Origin of the sequence: Streptomyces callyspongiae (assembly GCF_047200695.1) — a bacterium.
In the GTDB taxonomy this organism is placed as follows: Bacteria; Actinomycetota; Actinomycetes; order Streptomycetales; family Streptomycetaceae; genus Streptomyces.
Genome location: NZ_JBJZOM010000010.1, coordinates 114374 through 132724 on the forward strand (window position 1 = coordinate 114374; position 18351 = coordinate 132724).

An 18351-nucleotide genomic window follows, 5' to 3' on the forward strand; every position below is an offset into this window, starting at 1 on the left:
GTGCGCTGCGGGCCTGCGCACCTCAGACGGAGCAGGTTGCGCTCGCATCTGTTGTATGTCCCCTCGGTGCACGGGTTCTTCCTCGGCTGTCCGGCTGGCTTGCATGCGGTGCGATACGGGCTCTCGGCGTAGCAGTACCTACGACTCAATGTCCGTACCGGAGCCCTTTTCCACATGACGAGCAGCACCGAAGCCACCGTGACCACTCCGCAGGTTGCGGTTAACGACATCGGTTCCGAGGAAGCCTTCCTCGCCGCGATCGACGAGACGATCAAGTACTTCAACGACGGCGACATCGTCGACGGCGTCATCGTGAAGGTCGACCGGGACGAGGTCCTGCTCGACATCGGCTACAAGACCGAGGGCGTCATCCCCTCGCGCGAGCTGTCGATCAAGCACGACGTCGACCCGAACGAGGTCGTCGCCGTCGGCGACGAGATCGAGGCCCTCGTCCTCCAGAAGGAGGACAAGGAAGGGCGGCTGATCCTCTCGAAGAAGCGTGCCCAGTACGAGCGCGCCTGGGGCACCATCGAGAAGATCAAGGAAGAGGACGGCATCGTCACCGGTACCGTCATCGAGGTCGTCAAGGGTGGTCTCATCCTCGACATCGGCCTCCGCGGCTTCCTCCCCGCTTCCCTGGTCGAGATGCGCCGCGTCCGCGATCTCCAGCCGTACGTCGGCAAGGAGCTCGAGGCCAAGATCATCGAGCTGGACAAGAACCGCAACAACGTGGTCCTCTCCCGTCGTGCCTGGCTGGAGCAGACCCAGAGCGAGGTCCGCCAGACCTTCCTCACCACCCTCCAGAAGGGCCAGGTGCGCTCCGGCGTCGTCTCCTCCATCGTCAACTTCGGCGCCTTCGTGGACCTCGGCGGCGTCGATGGCCTGGTCCACGTCTCCGAGCTGTCCTGGAAGCACATCGACCACCCCTCCGAGGTCGTCGAGGTCGGCCAGGAGGTCACGGTCGAGGTCCTGGACGTCGACATGGACCGCGAGCGGGTCTCCCTGTCGCTCAAGGCGACCCAGGAGGACCCCTGGCAGCAGTTCGCCCGCACCCACCAGATCGGCCAGGTCGTGCCCGGCAAGGTCACGAAGCTGGTGCCGTTCGGTGCGTTCGTCCGCGTGGACGAGGGCATCGAGGGTCTGGTCCACATCTCGGAGCTCGCCGAGCGCCACGTCGAGATCCCGGAGCAGGTCGTCCAGGTCAACGACGAGATCTTCGTCAAGGTCATCGACATCGACCTCGAGCGTCGCCGCATCAGCCTGTCGCTGAAGCAGGCCAACGAGGCCTTCGGCGGTGACCCGACGGCGGCCGAGTTCGACCCGACCCTGTACGGCATGGCCGCGTCCTACGACGACCAGGGCAACTACATCTACCCCGAGGGCTTCGACCCCGAGGCCAACGACTGGCTGGAGGGGTACGAGAAGCAGCGCGAGGAGTGGGAGCGCCAGTACGGCGAGGCGCAGGCCCGCTTCGAGCAGCACCAGGCGCAGGTCATCAAGTCCCGCGAGGCGGACGAGCAGGCCGCGGCCGAGGCCGCCGCCGGCGGTGCCCCGGCCCCGCAGGGCGGCGGTGCCGGCCACCAGGGCGGCGGCGGCTCGTACTCCTCGGAGACGACCGACGACGCCGGTGCCCTCGCTTCCGACGAGGCGCTGGCCGCCCTCCGCGAGAAGCTGGCCGGCGGCCAGAGCTGATCGCACGCCCACGGGCGCGTCACCATCGGTGAGGCCCGCACTCCCGGACCGGGAGTGCGGGCCTCACCGCGTTCGGCACATGCACGCTTCGCCGGACCGCCGACGGCGGGAATGCCGCGCAACGGAACGGCGTTGACACCCACGTAGTCGACAAGGAGCTGAGAGTGCTGGAACCGAAGGGCTTGTACGAGTGGGAGCCGGAAGGGCTCCGCGCCGTGGACGAGATCATCCGCAGCGGGGACTCCAGCGGGCTCGTCCTGCTCTACCACTTCGAGGGCTTCATCGACGCGGGTGAGGCCGGCGGCCAGGTGACGGAGCGTCTGCTCGAGGACGCCGCCGCCCACGTCACGGTCGCCCGGTTCGACGCGGACCGCCTCACCGATTACCGGTCGCGCCGTCCCGCCATGACCTTCCGGCGCGACCGGTGGGCCTCCTACGCCGCGCCCCGCCTGGAACTGAACCTGCTGCGCGACGCGACCGGCACTCCCTTCCTGCTGCTGTCCGGGCCGGAACCGGACGTGCTGTGGGAGACCTTCACGGAGGCGGTGCGCGAGATCGTCGCGCGCGTGGGAGTGCGCCTGACCGTGACGTTCCACGGCATCCCGATGGGCGTGCCGCACACCAGGCCGGTCGGTCTCACCCCCCACGGCAACCGGATCGACCTGGTCCCGGCACGGTCCGAGCCGTTCTTCGAGGAGGCCCAGGTGCCCGGAAGCGCGGCTGCCCTCCTGGAGTACCGTCTCGCGGAGTCGGGCCACGACGTGCTGGGGATCGCCGCACACGTCCCCCACTACATCGCCCGCTCGCCGTACCCGGACGCCTCCCTGGCCGTGCTCGAGTCGGTCACCTCGGCCACGGGGCTGGTGCTCCCCGAAGCGACCCACGGACTGCGGAACGACGCGCTGAGCACGCAGAACGAGATCGAGCGGCAACTGGCCGAGGGGGACGAGGAACTGGTCTCCGTGGTCCGCGGCCTGGAGCAGCAGTACGACGCCGTCGCCGGAGCCGAGAGCCGCGGCAACCTGGTTGCGGAACCTTCCGAACTGCCTTCCGCCGAGGAGCTCGGCGAGGTCTTCGAACGGTTCCTCGCGGAGCACGACACCAGTGGAGGGTCGGGGGACGAGCCGCGAGGTTCCGGCGACGACTGACCCCCGGGGCCAGGCGTCACCACGGGGCGCGGGCCGGTGGGGCCGGTGGACCGTATAGCGTGGCGGACATGCTGAAGGTGGGACTGACCGGTGGGATCGGCGCGGGCAAGAGCGAAGTGTCGCGTCTGCTCGCTTCCTACGGTGCGGTGATCGTGGATGCCGATCGCATCGCCCGGGAGGTCGTCGCCCCGGGAACGCCCGGTCTCGACGCGGTCGTGGCCGAGTTCGGTCCGGACGTGCTCACCCCCGACGGCACGCTCGACCGGCCGAAACTCGCCTCGCTCGTCTTCTCGGACGCCGACCGGCGGGCCGCGCTCAACGCCATCGTCCACCCGCTCGTGGCGGCCCGCTCCGCCGAGATCGAGGGGGCGGCGCCCTCGGACGCCGTCGTGGTGCACGATGTCCCGCTGCTCACCGAGAACGGCCTCGCCCCGCTGTACGACCGGGTCGTGGTCGTCGAGGCGTCCCCGGGTACCCGCCTCGACCGGCTGGTGCGGCTGCGCGGCATGACCGAGAACGAGGCACGGTCCCGGATCGCCGCCCAGGCGACCCCGGAGGAGCGCCTGGCCGTTGCCGACGCTGTTCTCCGCAACGACGGCCCGCTGGAGAGCCTGGAGGACCAGGTGCGTCGTCTCTGGCAGGAGCTCGGCGAAATCGCTGCGCCGGGAGAGGGAACCTCCGCATCCTGAGCGGACCGCCGCGAGCCGCACGCTCCCGGTCGTCCTCCGCCGGGCCGACCGGGAGTCACCCGGGTGTCAGCCCGGGGCTCGGGGAGCGGCCGCCCGAGAGGTAGCTCGCGGGCGTGTAGACCGCGAAGCTGCCGCCCTGCGGATCGCTCAGCCCCGCCACGCGCCCCGTACCCGGAAGATCCACCGCCGGGAAGCCGAGACGTCCGCCCAGTTCGAGGGCGCGGGCGACGGACGTGTCGACGTCGTCGACCGCGAAGTACAGCAGCCAGTGCGCAGGTGGTCCGGCTCCGTTCCGTTCCTCCGGGATCCGCAGCATGCCGCCGAAGGTGCGTCCTGCGATCCTCCACTGCGTGTAGCCGCCGTGCTCCTCGTCACCGCCGGACGCCTCCCAGCCCAGGGCGGTGGTGTAGAAGGCCCGCGCCGCGTCGGTGCGGCGCGTGGCCAGCTCCACCCAGCACAGTGCTCCCGTCTCGTCGAGCCGGGCGGCGCCGGGGAACAGGCCTGCCTGCCACAGCGTGAACACCGCACCGTCAGGGTCGGTGACCACGGAGAAGCGGCCCAGGTCGAACACGTCCACCGGCTCCATCAGGACCGAGCCGCCCGTCTCGCGCACGCGTTCGGTCACCACGTCGGCGTCGGCGACCGAGACGGCCATCGTCCAGGAGACCGGCTGCTCCGGCTGGTACGTCGGTGCCGCCGCCGCGACCGGGTCGCCGTCGAGGAGCATCATCGTGTAGCCCCCCGCCTCGGGGCTGGAGTCCTCCTCCGCCACCCACCCGAAGAGCCCACCGTAGAAACGCCCGGCCGACGCCACGTCGGACGTGGCCAGCTCCGCCCAGCAGGGGGAGCCGAGCACCGGATCGGTGATCTTCATGCTTCCACGGTGACACCCGCCGGGGCGCATCGCATCCGCATGCCGGAGGGGCCGAGGCCCGGCCCGTGCCCGGTCGTCACAGCTCCTGGGCCAGGTGGTGGAGCCGCAGCGCCAGCTGGATCTCCAGCGACCTCGCAGGCGTGTTCCAGTCCTTGCCCAGGAGCCGGCCGATGCGTTCGAGTCGTTGCACCACTGTGTTGACGTGGATGTGGAGGGACGTCTTGGTGCGCGTCAGGCTCGCTCCCTGCACGAAGTACGCGTCGAGGGTGCGTACCAGTTCCGTGCCGCGGCGGGCGTCGTAGTCCAGCACCGGTCCCAGGGTCTGACGGACATAGCCGGCCAGGTCCGCCTGGTCGCCGAGCAGCACACCCAGGAAGCCCAGATCCGGCAGGGCGGCGCCGTGCCCGGTCTGGCCCAGGGCCTGCAGTGCCGACAGGCAGCGGTGCGCCTCGCTGTGCGCGGTGGCGAGCGGGCTGTGCTCACCTCCGGCTGCCGGATCGGCCCCCGGCGCGCCGCCCACGGCCGTCGATGCGCCGGCACCTCCCACGGTCACCGGCGAGCCGACGGCCTTTCCCAGCTCCGCGGCGACGTCCTGCGCGCACCGTCCCGGCGCGTCGGACGGCACGGCGATCACCACGTGGTCGTGGTGCAGCCCGGCCAGACCGCTGCGGGTCCTGGCGCTCTGGGCGGCCGCGGCGAGCAGTCGCTGCCGGGATGCGGCCCCGCAGAGGGCGACCAGCACGGCGTGCGGCCGGGAGGGCTGCACGCCCAACCGACGGGCGCGTGCCGTCAGGCTGCCCCGGTCGCCGGAACCCGTCAGCAGGTCGTGGAGCAGCTCGGCACGTACTCGGTCCTCCGTCTCGGCCGCGGAACGCCGCAGCAGGAGCAGCAGGGCCGTGACGATGCTGGCGCGTTCGAAGAGCAGTCGCTCGGTGTCGGGAAGCCCCGCCCGTCCGGTGAGGGCGATGCTGCCGAGCAGTTCCGGTCCCGCCAGTACCGCGCACACCCATGTCTCCTCGTCATCCTCGACGGGCACGGCGCGGCCGCTGGCGCGGGAGGCCGCCACGGCTTCCCCGGGCGGAGTGAGCGGACCGGTGCCGGTGCGTGCCAACTCGGTGCCGTCGGCGTCGTGGATCAGGATGCCGCCGTCCATCAGCGCGGCGATGCCGGCGGCCACCTCGGTGGCGTCCGCCCCGCGCAGCACCAGGTCGGTCAGGTGGTCGTGGGCCTCCTCGGTGCGATGCATGGCCTCGTTGTGGGCACGGATCGTCTCGCTCGCGGCGCCCAGGTCGGCCAGTGCCGTCCGGGTCTCCTCCAGCAGGCGGGCACTGTCGATGGCGATCGCGGCGTGATCGGCGAGGGAGGAGAGCAGCGCGACCTCCTCGCGGGCGAACTGCCGCGGGGTGCGGTCGGCGGCGTAGAGCACACCGATCACGCGGGAGCCCAGGCGCAGCGGCACACCCAGGATGGCCCGCAGACCCTCGTCCAGGACCGCGCTGTCGATGGTGCCGGTGTGGTGGAAGCGGGTGTCCGCCTGGTAGTCGCCGGTCGCGTACGGGCGCGCGGTCTGTGCGACGAGCCCGCCCAGCCCCTCGCCCATACCCAGCCTCACCTGCTGGAACGAGGCGGCTACCGAGCCGTCGGTCACGCGCATGTAGGTGTCGCCCGCGTTCTCGTCGTTCAGCGACAGGTAGGTGATGTCGGTTCCCAGCAGCAGCTTCGCCCGGTGGACGATGGCCCGCAGCACCGCGTCCAGATCCCGGAGGGCGGCGAGGTCGCTGGCGGTGTCGAACAGGGCGGTCAGCTCCGCCTCCCGCACCCGGTGCTGGCTGAGGGTGCGGCGGATGCGCAGGGCGACGCGGGTCGCCTCGTCGACCTCGGCCAGTTCGGCGGCCGAGGCACCGTCTTCTCTGGCCTCGGCGGCCGGACGGGCGAAGTCCTCGGCCGGAGCATCCCGGTCGAGGAGGTCGAGGAGCCGGCGCAGGGCGTTCTGGGTTCGCGGTGTGCCGGAGGCTGTCACGGTGGGGAGCATACGGGGTACCTCTCCGCGGAGCCGGTCGCCGCGGGCGTGCTCCTCCGGCACGGCCGGAGGAGCACGCCCGCGAGGGGTCCGTCAGCCCGACGCGGCGGAGCCGGCCGTGGCCTTCACGCTGCCCGAGTCGTCGCGCACGCCGGTGGTCCGCAGGTCCTTCGTGAGGTCCCGGCCGCGCGTCTCACGGCTCCGCAGCACCGCGAACGCGGTGACGACGGAGGCGAAGGCGAGGTAGATCGAGACCGGGACGGAGGAGCCGAAGGCGTCCAGCAGGGCGACGGCGATGAGCGGGGCGATCGACCCCGCCACGATCGACGCCACCTGCGCGCCCATGGAGGCGCCGGTGTAGCGCACCTTGGTGTCGAACATCTCCGAGATGTAGGCGGCCTGCGGCCCGTACATCGCGCCGTGGAACAGCAGTCCGACGGTCACGGCCACCGTGATGGCCGCGAAGGACTCGGTGTCCAGCACCGGGAAGAACAGGAACGCCCACACGGCCATGCCGATGCCGCCGATCGCGATCACCGGGCGCCGCCCGATGCGGTCGGAGAGCGCGCCCCACAGGGGGATGGTCACGAAGTGGATGGCCGACGCGATGAGCACGGCGTTGAGTGCCATCGACTTGTCGAGTTCCAGCTGCGTGGTGAGGTACACGACCAGGAAGGACGTGATGATGTAGTAGGAGATGTTCTCGCCGAAGCGGGCGCCTATCGCGGTGAGCACCTCGCGCCAGCTGGAACGGAAGACCTCCACGACCGGCGCCTGCTCGTCGCCGCCCGTCTCCTTCTTGATCTCCTGCGCCTTGCGCTGCGCCTCCAGGAAGACCGGGGACTCGCTCACCACCAGCCGGATCCACAGGCCCACGACGACCAGGACGCCGGAGAGCAGGAACGGGATGCGCCAGCCCCAGGCGAGGAACGCCTCGTCGGTCTGCACGGCAGCCAGCACCGCCAGCACGCCGGTGGCCAGCAGGTTTCCGCCGGGGGCGCCGGACTGCGGCCAGGAGGCCCAGAAGCCGCGCCGGTCGGCACCTCCGTGCTCGGAGACCATGAGCACGGCACCACCCCACTCACCGCCGAGCGCGAAGCCCTGGATCAGGCGGAGCAGTACCAGCAGTACGGGCGCCGCCGCACCGACCGTGGCGTGGGTGGGCAGCAGCCCCATGGCGAAGGTGGAGCCGCCCATCAGCAGCAGGCTGATGACCAGCAGCTTCTTCCGCCCGACCTTGTCGCCGTAGTGGCCGAAGAACAGTCCGCCCAGCGGACGCGCCGCGAAGCCGATGGCGAAGGTCGCGAAGGCGAGCAGGGTGCCGATGAGCGGATCGTTGTCCGGGAAGAAGAGCTTGTCGAAGACGAGCGCGGCAGCAAGGCCGTAGAGGAAGAAGTCGTACCACTCGATGGTGGTACCGATGATGCTCGCGCTGATAACGCGGCCGATGTGGGCCTTTCTGGTGGGGTCGTGCTTCTCGGTTGCTGCCATGGTTCACCACTCTTCGCTGGGTGGGAGCTGAACGGGGACGGGTTGAGCTCGTGGGGGTCCGGAGCCGGTGTGCGCGACACCGGTGGTGCTGCTGCTCGTCAGTGGGCGGACCACCCGCCGTCGAGCGGCAGCGAGGCGCCGGTGAGGTGACTCGTGTGCGGTCCGCACAGCCAGAGGGCCATGGCCGCGACCTCCTCGGGTTCGATGAGGCGCTTGATGGCGGAGCGCTCCAGCATCACGTCGCTGACCACCTTCTCCTCCGGGATGCCGTGCGCCTCGGCCTGGCTGGCGATCTGCCCCTCGACGAGCGGGGTGCGGACGTAGCCGGGATTGACGCAGTTGCTGGTCACACCGTGTGCGGCGCCCTCGAGGGCCGTGACCTTGCTCAGGCCCTCCAGCGCGTGCTTGGCGGTGACGTACGCCGACTTGTACGGGCTGGCCCGCAGACCGTGGACGCTGGAGAGGTTCACGATCCGCCCCCAGCCGCGTGCGTACATGTGGGGGAGTGTGCGCCGCACGAGCAGGAACGGAGCGGTCACCATCACCTGCTGGATCAGTGCGAACCGCTCCGGCGGGAAGTCCTCGATCGGGGCGACATGCTGCAGCCCGGCGTTGTTCACCAGGACGTCGACCTCGGCGGGGAGCATCTCCAGCGCCTCGGTGTCCGCCAGGTCCACCACGTGCGCCCGTCCACCGGTCTCCTCGGCGACCGCTTTCGCCGCGTCGGCGTCGAGGTCCACGACGTGCACCAGAGTCCCTGCGGCGGCCAGCGCACGGGCGCAGGCCTTCCCGATACCGCTGCCGCCGCCGGTCACCATGGCGGCTCGCCCGGACAGGTCGGCGGTGGCGGAAGCGTCGAATCGGCTTGTCATGGCGGGAACGGTAGGGATGTGACCGGGCACACGCCTACGTGTGCGGAAGCCACAGTGACGCCCGTGGATGTGGTGCCCAGCGCCATGTTGCTCGGGGCGGGGCGGTCGGGGCGGCGTTCGGCAGCCCCAGGACCTGTCGGGCGGGGCCACCGGCGGCTGAGGGGGCATCCGCGCCTCCCTCCGCCGCCGGTGGCCCCTTTCCGTGAACCCCCGCGGATCCCAGGATCCCCGCGGCTGCGTCAGGCCGCGCCGTGCTCCAGCCGGCAGGTGCTCAGCAGGGCGTCCCGGTCCGCGTCGGCGGGCCGCTCCACCGTCCGGCTGCGCGGCGGCTCCGACCGGCCGTCCAGCCAGTTCTCCAGCACCGACAGGGAGGAGCGGAAGCACGGCTCCAGCGGACGCAGCCGATCGGGATGCTCGTCGAAAAGGCCGTCGACGTGCGTACCGTCCTCGATCCGGTAGTAGCGCTGCAGACCGCCCCGGCCGGCGTCGCGCACCATCCCCGCATAGACGTCGGAGGCCTCGCTGATCGGCAGGAGCACGTCCAGCGTGCCGTGCAGCGTGATCAGCGGCTTGCCGATCCTGCCGGTCAGCCCCACCCGGTCCACCGCCCGGTGCACCGACCGGGGACGGTCGGCGTAGACGTAGTCGGTGTCGCACCCCGGGCCGGTGCCGCCAGGACAGAACGCCGTACCGGCCTCGCGGTCCCCGTCGTAGGCGGGATCGAACTCCTCCCGGTAGATCCGCTGAGTGGCGTCCCAGTAGTGGGCGTAGTGGTAGGGCCACAGGAACTCCGACCCGGCAGGGAACCCGGCGGCCGTCATCCTCCGGTGCGCTTCCGCCGCGTCCGGACCGCCCGCCGCGTACACGGGGTAGGCGCGCAGGGCGGGAGGCAGGAAGGTGAAGAGGTTCGGGCCGGCGCCTTCCCCCGGGCGGCCGTCGGCCCGCCACAGGGTCCCCTCCCAGTCCACGCCGCCGTCGTACAGGCCGGGACGGTTCTCCAGCTGCCAGCGGACCAGGTAGCCGCCGTTGGACAGGCCGGCGGCGAGCGTCCGCCGTGGGGGCCGGAGATACCGCTGGACGGCGACCGCCCGCGCAGCCCTCGTCAGTTGGGTCACCCGCCTGTTCCACTCCGCCACGGCGTCCCCGGGCCGGCGGCCGTCCCGGAAGAACGCGCCGCCGACGTTGCCCTTGTCGGTGGAGGCGAAGGCGTAGCCCGCCGCCAGGACGTGATCGGCGATCGCCCTGTCGTTGGCGTACTGGCCACGTACGCCCGGCGCACCGGTGACGACGAGCCCACCGTTCCAGTCGTCCGGGAGCCGGATCACGAACTGCGAGTCGTGGTCCCAGCCGTGATGCGTGTTCCCGGCCGACGAGTCCGGGAAGTACCCGTCGATCTGGATCCCCGGCACCCCCTCGGGCACGGGGGCGCCGGCGGCGGTGAGACCGGCCCAGTCGCCGGCCACGGTGTGGCCGGAATCCACGGTGCCCGCGGTGGTCAACTCCGCCAGGCACGAGGCCTCCTGGTGGGCGGCACCGGGCACCCCGATCCGGTCGATCCCGGCGCAGTGCCCGGCGGTGCCGCTCCGCACGGGGTGCGCTGCGGATTGCGCGGCTGCGCCCGGGGCGAGCACTCCGCCGCACAGCAGCAGACCCGCGGCCGCTCCGACCGCGGCCGCACGCTTCCTCCTGCCGCATGAGGGCCTGTCGGGCATGGCGTCCAACTGCACAGCGACCTCCTGGTGTTGACGTGGCAGAGCGTCAACCTACGAACACCGGGCCGCGACCGACAGGGTGCGGGGCACCACAGCGGCGCGGCGGTGTGTGGTCCCGGACGCCGTCGTCGGCCCGCCCAGCAGCCCGTGCGCGGGCGGTGCTTCCTCGCCTCACCCTTTCGGCTGTGCCTGTCCCGAACGCGGTGTGCAGGGGGGCCGGGAGAGCAGCGGCGGTCTAGGGTGCGCGGCATGAGACGTACCGGACGCCGCCACGACATCGCGCCGTACGGCGGAGCCAGGTCTCCCGGCCGCACGCTCGCAGGCGTGGCCGCGGTTCTCGCTGTCACCGGGGGCGTGCTCTACGGGGGCTTCGTCCTGCTGGCCGCGGGCCCGGACGATCCCGAAGTGGTCGCGGCCCGAGGACGCTTCGAACGTTTCCTTGACGCCTGGGAGTCGGGCGACGCGCGGCGGGCCGGGAGACTGACGGACCGCCCGGCCGACGCGGAGTCGCTGATCCGGTCGGTGATGACGAACCTCGGCCCCTCGCGCACCGAGATCACTCCCGGCGCAGGGGAGAGGACCGACCGGGGCGCGGTCGCGATCCCGTTCACGGTGCGGATGGCGCTCCCGGGAGCGGGCCGGCACGCCTGGGACTCGACCGCCGACCTCTCGAAGAGGGGCGGCACCTGGAAGGTGGAGTTCCGCACTCCGGTGATCCACCCGGAGATGGCGCCGGGGCAGACCCTTGCCCTGAAACGGCGTGCCCGCGCCCCGATCCTCGCCAGGGACGGGAGAAGGCTGCGCTCGGCCTCCCTCGTCGGCACGGTCGACCCCGCGACCGGCAGGGGGACATCGGGCCTCCAGGCCCGCTACGACGAGCAACTCGTCGGCTCCGGCGGTGTCCCGAACCGGATGGTGGTCGTCGAGCGTGCGAGTGGACGGGTGGTGAGAGCGCTCACCACCCCTCGGGGTCCCGGCGGCACGCCGGTACGCACGACCGTCGACCAGCGGGTCCAGCAGGCCGCGGCGGATGCCCTGCGGGACGTGGACGGCGATGCCGCCCTCGTCGCGATCCAGCCCTCGAGCGGCCACATCCTGGCCGCGGCCAACGTGCCGGCGGGCATGAACCGCGCGCTCGTCGGGCACTACCCTCCCGGCTCCACCTTCAAGGTCGTCACCGCCGCCGCTCTGCTGGAACGGGGCATGCGCGTGTCGGACCGTGCCGCCTGCCCGAGGTTCGCCTACGCCAACGGGCAGCGCTTCGAGAACCAGGACCGGTTCGTCCTGCCCCGGGGGGCCACTCTCCGCGACGCCTTCGCGAAATCCTGCAACACCTTCTTCGTCCGCTCCCGGAAGAAGTTCACCGACTCCGCTCTGCACGACACCGCCGGGGCCTTCGGCGTCGGTGGCACCTGGGATGTGGGAGCCGCCACCTTCGACGGCAGCGTTCCCGTCGCGGACGGCGACAACGACAAGGCCGCTTCGACCATCGGACAGGGGCGGGTGCAGGTCTCCCCACTGGTGATGGCCTCGATCGCCGCGACAGTGAAGCAGGGTGAGTTCGCACAGCCCGTCCTGGTGCCCGGCAAGGTGCGGCACCGCCACCGGGCCACCCGCCGCCTCGCCCCCGAAGTGGTCGACGGGCTGCGGGACATGATGCGCGCCACCGTGACGTACGGCGCGGCCGCGGCGCTCCGGGACGTCCCCGGCGAGCCGCACGCGAAGACCGGGACCGCGGAGTTCGGCGACGGGACCCCGCCCCGCACCCACGCCTGGATGATCGGCTACCAGGGCCGGCAGGACCTTGCCTGGGCGGTGCTGCTGGCGGACGGCGGTTCGGGCAGTGCCGACGCCGGGCCCGTGGCCGTGAGGTTCCTCCGGAACCTCGACCGGTGACGACCGGCGACCGGCCGGCGCCGCTCCGGAGGCGCCCTGCCCGCCGGGACGGCGATCAGGACGCGGGCGGGCCCTGCCGCCCTCCCGGCACGCGGGCGAGGGACAGCAGGCCTCCGAGAGCGGTGAACAGCACGAGGAACCCCGCGGTCTCCGCGCCACCGGCGGCGTCCTCGACCACGTGACCGCCGACGAACGGCCAGGCCACCGCGCCGCCGAGGACGAGCAAAGCGGTGCCGCGCTCTCCCAGCACACGCATCCCGGCCCACAGCAGCACGGGCATCGCCAGTACCCCGACGACGCCCGCGAGCAGCGATTCCAGCGTTCCGGCGAACATTCCGTCCGGGGCTGCGGCGCTCACCTCCTGCGCCCATGCGCGCAGCGAGGCCCACAGGGACCGGCAGGAAAGGGCCGCAACCGCTGTGACCAGCGTGCCCTTGGCACCGCGGACCGCCGTGCGCTTCGTCATGCCCTCACCTTATTCACGGCGCGGCGGGGGAGCGCGGCCGCGCATCCTCCGGCCCCGGGTCCGCGCATCCCGGACGCGGGACGCAGCGCAGCCGAGAGAAGTAGAAGGACGCGGTGTCGATGTGGTTGACGCCGAGTTCCACCGCGCGACGCAGCACCCGGATCGAGGTGTCCCGGTCGCGCGGAGTGCCGTGGTCGAAAGCGGCGGTACCCGTCAGCCGCATCGTGCCGAACCCGAGGCGGCGCACGGTCAGATCGCCGAGTGTCCAGGTGCCTGCGGCGGAGGCGTCGGGGCACCCGGCTGTCTTCGCCGTATCCGTCGTGCTCGTCAACGGTCCCTCTCCTCCGGGGCCGGTCCGCCCTCCGCCCCGGGCGCCCTGCCACGCCGTGGCCCGCCTCCGGGCGGTGGGCCGAACCTGCGGCCGATTCTGCGACGGGACCTGGGCATCCGTCCCCGGGGCACCGGCGGGCCCTGACTGCCGCGGCGCGTCTCCTCGCCGCGGCAGAACAGGCAGGCCGAGCCCCCGGTCTCCTCCGCCGTGGGGTCGACCGGAGCCCCCGGGTGCCGGGGGCAGGTCGCCGCGGCCCGGGGACGGGAGAGTTCGCGGGCGATCACGAAGGCGGCGTGGGTCCGGTCGGCGAGTGCGGTGAACTCCGCATCGGGGGACTCGTAGTCCAGGTCCAGGGTGAGCCCGGTGACGCGGCGGACGGCCTCGGTGAGGGCGTCGCGGGTGTACGGCGGAGGCGGAACGGCGTATCCGGACCCCGCCGTGGCGGGTCCCGCGCTCGCCTCGGCCGACGGCGACGCCGGATCGGAGATGCGCCGGTTCCGGTTGCACAGCAGGCAGCGTGTCCAGCCGGGAGGTGCGAGCGGATCGACCGGACCGTCCGGATGCACGTCGCAACCGGTGCGCGAGCGGGTCGGAGCGAGTTCGCGCGTGAGGAGGAAGACGGACCAGAGCCCGTCCGCGATCACCTCGTACTCGCCGGGGGCGGCGCCCTCGTCCAGCTCCCGCACGCGGTCGTCCACGCCGGGCACGGCACGGGACAGCTCCTTCAGGAGCAACGGCCGCTTCGTCGGCACGGCCTGCGAGGAACGGTGCGAGGAATCCACCGGGCCAGGGTAGCGGCGCGTGGCGGCCCGGGTGTCCGGACCGCCGCACACCTGCCGGGACTGTTGCGGGCCTGCCGTGCTCCCGGCATCATCACCGGGGGACACGATAGGCGTGTTCACGTCAACAATGGAGGAACCCCCCATGAGAACCTCTCGCCTCCGCCCGGTCCTCGGCGCACTGGCCGCGGCCCTCGCGTTCACCGTCCTGCCCGCCGGCTCCGCCGTCGCGGCGGACAGCGCCCCGGCAGCACCCGCCGCCTCCGCCCCGTCGCTGGCCGTCACGAAGCTGTCGCACAGCCAGGCGGCGTCCATGTTCACCTCCTCCGGCATCACCTGGTCCTCGACCGGCGGCTGCTCGGATCGCAACGTCTCCACCTGCACCTCGTTCGAGCAGATCAACCTCGCCACCGTGCAGGGCGCCCAGACCCTCAAGAGCGCGAGCGGCTGCGCGGTGCACATCACCGGCGGCACCGAGACCGGCCACGCCGGCGGCACCTACAGCCACTGGAACGGCTACAAGCTCGACTTCCACCCCTACAGCTGTCTCAGCAACTACATCACCAGCGCGTTCACCTACATCGGCACCCGCAGCGACGGAGCGGCCCTGTACGAGGCCGCCTCGGGCAACCTCTACGCCCGAGAGAGCAACCACTGGGACGTCACCTTCTACAGCTGCGGCGGCTGCTGAGGCCCCGTCGTCCGTCCTCGGCGGGGGAGCACCTCTCCGGAGCGTTTCCCCGATCACGGTTCGGGCGGGCCGCCGGACCCCGGCGGCCCGCCCGAACCGGTCGCGGTCCCCGCGATCCGTTCGCCCCGTAGCCCAGGAAGAGGAGAACCACCGTGTCCGGTCGAAGAAGCCCCCGCCTCCGCCGCGGACGTGCGGCCTGCGCCCTGCTCGCCCTCGCAGGTGCCCTCGCCCTGTCCGCGCCGGCCTCCGCGGCCGACGGCAGCCCCGCGAAGACCCCGTCCCAGGCGGTGACCGAGCGCCTGCTGGACCGCGCCGGCACCTCGCTCGCCCCGGCTGACACCGAACCGCGCGTCAACGTCACACGCCGGGCCGGCCGGTGGGCGTTCGGCACCGCCGTCCTCGCCACCGAACCCGGCTCCACCGACCTGCCGCAGGGCTGGTTGTTCCTGGCGGAGCGCCAGGGCAACGCGTGGCACGTCGCCTTCGAGGGAGAGGAGGGCTTCGCCGACCTCTCCCGGCAGGCCCCCCTCGTCCGGAAGAACGAACAGCCCCTCCTCGCCGCCCAGGACGGAAAGCAGCCGGAGGCAGGCAGTCCTCGCACCTCCGAGGCGGCGGACGGGGACCGGTCCGGCACGTTCGCCGCGGGAGGCGACTACCGCACCGGCATGGCACTGCCCAAGACCGCGGGCGGCGGCACGTACCTGACCGGCGGTCCCCACGGCTGGTCCGGCACCGAGACGCCCTACAGCTCCGTCGATCTCAGCGGCGGTGACGAAGTGGTGCGCGCGGCCCGGCAGGGGACGGCGTACACCATGTGCCAGGGCTGGATACGCGTCGTCCACGACCGCGGCTACGCCACCGACTACTACCACCTGTGGAACAACATCAGCACCGACGGCGGCGCGGTGAGCACCGGCACCTTCCTGGGGAACACGGGTACCGACATCACCTGCGGCGGTTCGGCCTCCGGCCGGCACGTGCACTTCGCCCTCCGCCAGAACAGCGCCTACGTGGGCATCGCCGGTCACAACGTCGGCAAGTGGGTCTTCTACAACGGTGCCAGCGCCTACCAGGGGTACGCCCTGCACGGCAGTCAGCAGGTCACCCCGGGCGGTGCGCTCTACAACCACGGCGCCCTCGGCTTCACCCAGGCCCTCGTCGACACCTGGGGCGGCAGCTATCTCAACACACGGTCGGGGCCCGGCACCGGCTACGCGGTGAACGGCTCCGTCAACGACGGCGCGACGGTGGGCATCGCCTGCTCCGCCAACGGCACCACACACACCGGGCGTTACGGCACCACGAGTCTGTGGAACCGGCTCACGGACGGCCGCTGGGTCAGTGACGCGTTCCTGTGGACCGGGATCAACGGTCCCGTCAACGGCTGGTGCTGACGCTTCTCCCAGCACCGCAGGAGGGCGGGTCGTCCGACGTCCCGTGACGACCCGCCCCACCGTTCCCGGCAGCGTCGGCGCCCCTATCGCAGCCCGATCCGCTCGAAGCGGTCGATGAGGATCGAGGGCCGGTCGGGGAGCGCATCCCGGTGGGTGGTCCCGAAGAGCGCGCTCTGCTCGCTGGTCCCGCCCGGCGGGACGTCCTGGAACCAGAAGTTCTTGTGCGCCACCCAGTCCGAACCGTTGCCGATGCTCACCTTGAGCTGGTAAGTCGCTTTCTTCGAGGACCGGTTGGTAACCGCGACGGTGCCGCGGACCCCTTCGGCCCCGGGAGTGGCGCGGACCTCCAGGTTTCCGTACGTCAGTACGCGGGTGGGCCCGTCCTGGGCGAAGGACGGTGTGGCTGTCGGCTCGGTGACGGTCGTGTCGGAGGCTGCGGTCCGCTCCGCCTCGGACGGTGCCCGCGTGGGCGCCGACGCCTTGTTGTCGGGTGCACCCGAGGTGGTGCACCCCGCAACGGTCAAAATCAGCGCTGCGGCGGTCGTGCGTGCGGCTCTCAACCGTTCCCCCTCTCCCACCGGACGGCCGGTGGCGCCGGAGCGCACGCTACCGCAGCGGGTCGCCCCACCCCGTCCAAACCCTCGTGGCAGCCGCGCTCCTCCGGCGGGATCACGCGCCGGTCCGTGCGGCGCAGAACTCGTTGCCCTCCGGGTCCTGCATGATCCACCAGTGCCCGGCGGGCCCCTTGTCGACCTCGCGGACCCGGGCCGCTCCCAGCGTCTCCAGGCGTGCCACGAGCGCGTCGAGGCCTTCGGGGCCGCTGTGGATGTCGAGGTGCAGCCGGTTCTTGCCCGTCTTGCGCTCGGGGACGTCCTGGAAGAGCAGGCGCCTGCCGTGTCCGACGCCGCTGGCCCTGTCGTACGGGTCCTCGGGGTGACGGATCGCGGCGTAGCCGCGGAAGGTCGTGCGCCCCCGGTGCACCCGCACCGCCTCCTCGCCGATCCGGCCCGCTGCCAGCAGTCCCTCGACGAGCGCAGTGGGGTCCTCCACCTCGTACTCCAGTGCCGCGGCCCAGAAGTCCGCCAGGGCGGAGGCGTCCGCACTGTCGACGACCAGCTTCCAACTCAGCGCCATGCAGCCACCCAACGGTGCGGACGGGCCCGCTCGCAAGCGCTGGGCCCGGATGTCACCCGCCCACCGGAACCCGTGTCACCTGTCCGCGGTCCGTCCGTCGTGGCGCACCACCAGGCACGGGTGGCGCGCCGCGTACCGGGCTTGCCTCGCGGGCTACCGGCCAGTAGACAGGCGGAGGACGTCGCCGCCCTTCCGCACGCACCCAGAGGAGACGCACCGAGCATGGAGATCCTGCGCACGCCCGACGAACGCTTCCACGACCTGCCGGACCATCCGTTCGCCCCGCACTACACGGAGGTCGCCGCCGGTGACGGCAGCGGCGACACCCTGCGCGTGCACTACCTGGACGAAGGGTCCGGCTCCTCCGGCGAGACCGTGCTGCTGCTCCACGGCGAGCCCTCGTGGTCGTTCCTCTACCGCCACATGATCCCGCTGCTCGTCGACGCCGGGCACCGCTGCATCGCGGTGGACCTGGTCGGGTTCGGCCGCTCGGACAAGCCCGCCGACCGCGCCGACTACACCTACCAGCGGCACGTGGACTGGGTGCGCGAGGCCGTGTTCGACCACCTCGACCTGCGCCGCGTCACACTGGTCTGCCAGGACTGGGGCGGCCTCGTCGGACTGCGCCTGGTCGCGGAGCACCCCGACCGTTTCGCCCGCGTGGTGGCCGCCAACACCGGCCTGCCGACGGGGGACGAGCAGCCGACGGAGGCGTTCCTGCAGTGGCAGGAGTTCAGCCAGAAGGTTCCCGACCTGCGGGTGGGGGACATCGTCGGCAGCGGATGCGCCACCGAGCTCACGGCCGAGGTGAGGGCCGGGTACGACGCGCCGTTCCCGGACGACACGTACAAGGAGGGTGCCCGGGTGTTCCCCGTCCTCGTGCCCTCCTCGCCCGACGATCCGGCGAGTTCGGCCAACCGCGACGCCTGGCAGGCCCTGCGCCGGTTCGACAAACCCTTCCTCTGCGCCTTCGCCGACCAGGACCCGATCACCCGCGGCATGGACCGGGTCTTCCGCACACTGATCCCCGGGTGCGAGGGCCAGGACCACGTGACGGTGGAGGGCGGCGGGCACTTCCTCCAGGAGGACCGCGGTCCCGAACTCGCCCGTATCGTGAACCGGTTCCTGTACGCCACCGGACCCGACGGGCCGTAAGGCCCGC

General features: G+C 72.1%; 16 protein-coding genes and 1 pseudogene. 7 read left to right on the forward strand and 10 right to left on the reverse strand.

Going from position 1 to position 18351, the window contains the following annotated elements:
- The first annotated feature begins 174 nt into the window (after positions 1 to 174).
- The 3 genes from rpsA (at position 175) to coaE (ending at position 3529) form a co-directional block, all read left to right on the forward strand.
- On the forward strand, positions 175 to 1692 hold the full coding sequence (gene rpsA / locus ACL06G_RS12010) for a 30S ribosomal protein S1 (protein ID WP_412787212.1): 1518 nt from the start codon (positions 175 to 177) through the stop codon (positions 1690 to 1692).
- Positions 1693 to 1856: 164 nt separating this feature from the next.
- A complete protein-coding gene (locus ACL06G_RS12015) occupies positions 1857 to 2840 on the forward strand; it encodes a PAC2 family protein (protein WP_412787211.1) in 984 nt (327 codons plus the stop codon).
- Positions 2841 to 2908: 68 nt separating this feature from the next.
- On the forward strand, positions 2909 to 3529 hold the full coding sequence (coaE, locus tag ACL06G_RS12020; RefSeq protein WP_412835861.1) for a dephospho-CoA kinase: 621 nt from the start codon (positions 2909 to 2911) through the stop codon (positions 3527 to 3529).
- 55 nt (positions 3530 to 3584) lie between these two features.
- Here the strand turns inward: coaE and ACL06G_RS12025 are convergent, their stop codons facing one another.
- From ACL06G_RS12025 to ACL06G_RS12045, 5 genes are all read right to left on the reverse strand, one after another.
- Positions 3585 to 4403: a VOC family protein gene (locus tag ACL06G_RS12025; protein ID WP_412835862.1), complete on the reverse strand. Its 819-nt coding sequence runs from the start codon at positions 4401 to 4403 to the stop codon at positions 3585 to 3587.
- Positions 4404 to 4479: 76 nt separating this feature from the next.
- Complete coding sequence (locus tag ACL06G_RS12030) at positions 4480 to 6435, reverse strand: helix-turn-helix domain-containing protein (RefSeq protein WP_412787208.1); 1956 nt, start codon at positions 6433 to 6435, stop codon at positions 4480 to 4482.
- Between the two features lie 81 nt (positions 6436 to 6516).
- Positions 6517 to 7914, reverse strand: a complete 1398-nt coding sequence (locus tag ACL06G_RS12035; RefSeq protein ID WP_412835863.1) for an MFS transporter — start codon at positions 7912 to 7914, stop codon at positions 6517 to 6519.
- A gap of 98 nt (positions 7915 to 8012) precedes the next feature.
- Positions 8013 to 8786 carry a 3-hydroxybutyrate dehydrogenase gene (locus ACL06G_RS12040; RefSeq protein ID WP_412835864.1) on the reverse strand — a complete coding sequence of 258 codons (774 nt, stop codon included), beginning with the start codon at positions 8784 to 8786 and terminating at the stop codon, positions 8013 to 8015.
- 239 nt (positions 8787 to 9025) lie between these two features.
- Entirely contained in the window at positions 9026 to 10498 is a 1473-nt protein-coding gene (locus ACL06G_RS12045) for an alpha/beta hydrolase family protein (protein WP_412835888.1), read from the reverse strand.
- A gap of 249 nt (positions 10499 to 10747) precedes the next feature.
- Here ACL06G_RS12045 and ACL06G_RS12050 point away from each other — a divergent pair, with 249 nt between their 5' ends.
- Positions 10748 to 12394 carry a penicillin-binding transpeptidase domain-containing protein gene (locus ACL06G_RS12050; RefSeq protein ID WP_412835865.1) on the forward strand — a complete coding sequence of 549 codons (1647 nt, stop codon included), beginning with the start codon at positions 10748 to 10750 and terminating at the stop codon, positions 12392 to 12394.
- A 55-nt stretch (positions 12395 to 12449) separates the two neighbouring features.
- On the opposite strand, the gene ACL06G_RS12055 is transcribed toward ACL06G_RS12050, so the two are convergent.
- The 3 genes and pseudogenes from ACL06G_RS12055 to ACL06G_RS12065 all read right to left on the reverse strand — a co-directional run bounded on the left by ACL06G_RS12055 (position 12450) and on the right by ACL06G_RS12065 (position 13973).
- Positions 12450 to 12860 carry a hypothetical protein gene (locus tag ACL06G_RS12055; protein WP_412786703.1) on the reverse strand — a complete coding sequence of 137 codons (411 nt, stop codon included), beginning with the start codon at positions 12858 to 12860 and terminating at the stop codon, positions 12450 to 12452.
- Between the two features lie 85 nt (positions 12861 to 12945).
- A pseudogene (locus ACL06G_RS12060) lies at positions 12946 to 13191 on the reverse strand (aldo/keto reductase); the annotation flags it as partial.
- The gene (locus tag ACL06G_RS12065; protein ID WP_412786702.1) at positions 13188 to 13973 is read right to left on the reverse strand and encodes a hypothetical protein; all 786 of its coding nucleotides are present in this window, start codon (positions 13971 to 13973) and stop codon (positions 13188 to 13190) included. The gene ACL06G_RS12065 and the pseudogene ACL06G_RS12060, both read right to left, overlap by 4 nt.
- A gap of 142 nt (positions 13974 to 14115) precedes the next feature.
- On the opposite strand from ACL06G_RS12065, the gene ACL06G_RS12070 reads away from it, so the two are divergent.
- Positions 14116 to 14661: a hypothetical protein gene (locus ACL06G_RS12070; RefSeq protein WP_412786701.1), complete on the forward strand. Its 546-nt coding sequence runs from the start codon at positions 14116 to 14118 to the stop codon at positions 14659 to 14661.
- 152 nt (positions 14662 to 14813) lie between these two features.
- A complete protein-coding gene (locus ACL06G_RS12075; protein ID WP_412786700.1) occupies positions 14814 to 16055 on the forward strand; it encodes a hypothetical protein in 1242 nt (413 codons plus the stop codon).
- Positions 16056 to 16138: 83 nt separating this feature from the next.
- On the opposite strand, the gene ACL06G_RS12080 is transcribed toward ACL06G_RS12075, so the two are convergent.
- Both ACL06G_RS12080 and ACL06G_RS12085 read right to left on the reverse strand, forming a co-directional pair.
- Entirely contained in the window at positions 16139 to 16615 is a 477-nt protein-coding gene (locus ACL06G_RS12080; RefSeq protein ID WP_412835866.1) for a hypothetical protein, read from the reverse strand.
- 109 nt (positions 16616 to 16724) lie between these two features.
- Positions 16725 to 17189: a VOC family protein gene (locus ACL06G_RS12085; protein ID WP_412786698.1), complete on the reverse strand. Its 465-nt coding sequence runs from the start codon at positions 17187 to 17189 to the stop codon at positions 16725 to 16727.
- A 222-nt stretch (positions 17190 to 17411) separates the two neighbouring features.
- On the opposite strand from ACL06G_RS12085, the gene ACL06G_RS12090 reads away from it, so the two are divergent.
- Complete coding sequence (locus tag ACL06G_RS12090; protein ID WP_412786697.1) at positions 17412 to 18344, forward strand: haloalkane dehalogenase; 933 nt, start codon at positions 17412 to 17414, stop codon at positions 18342 to 18344.
- Positions 18345 to 18351: the final 7 nt, after the last annotated feature.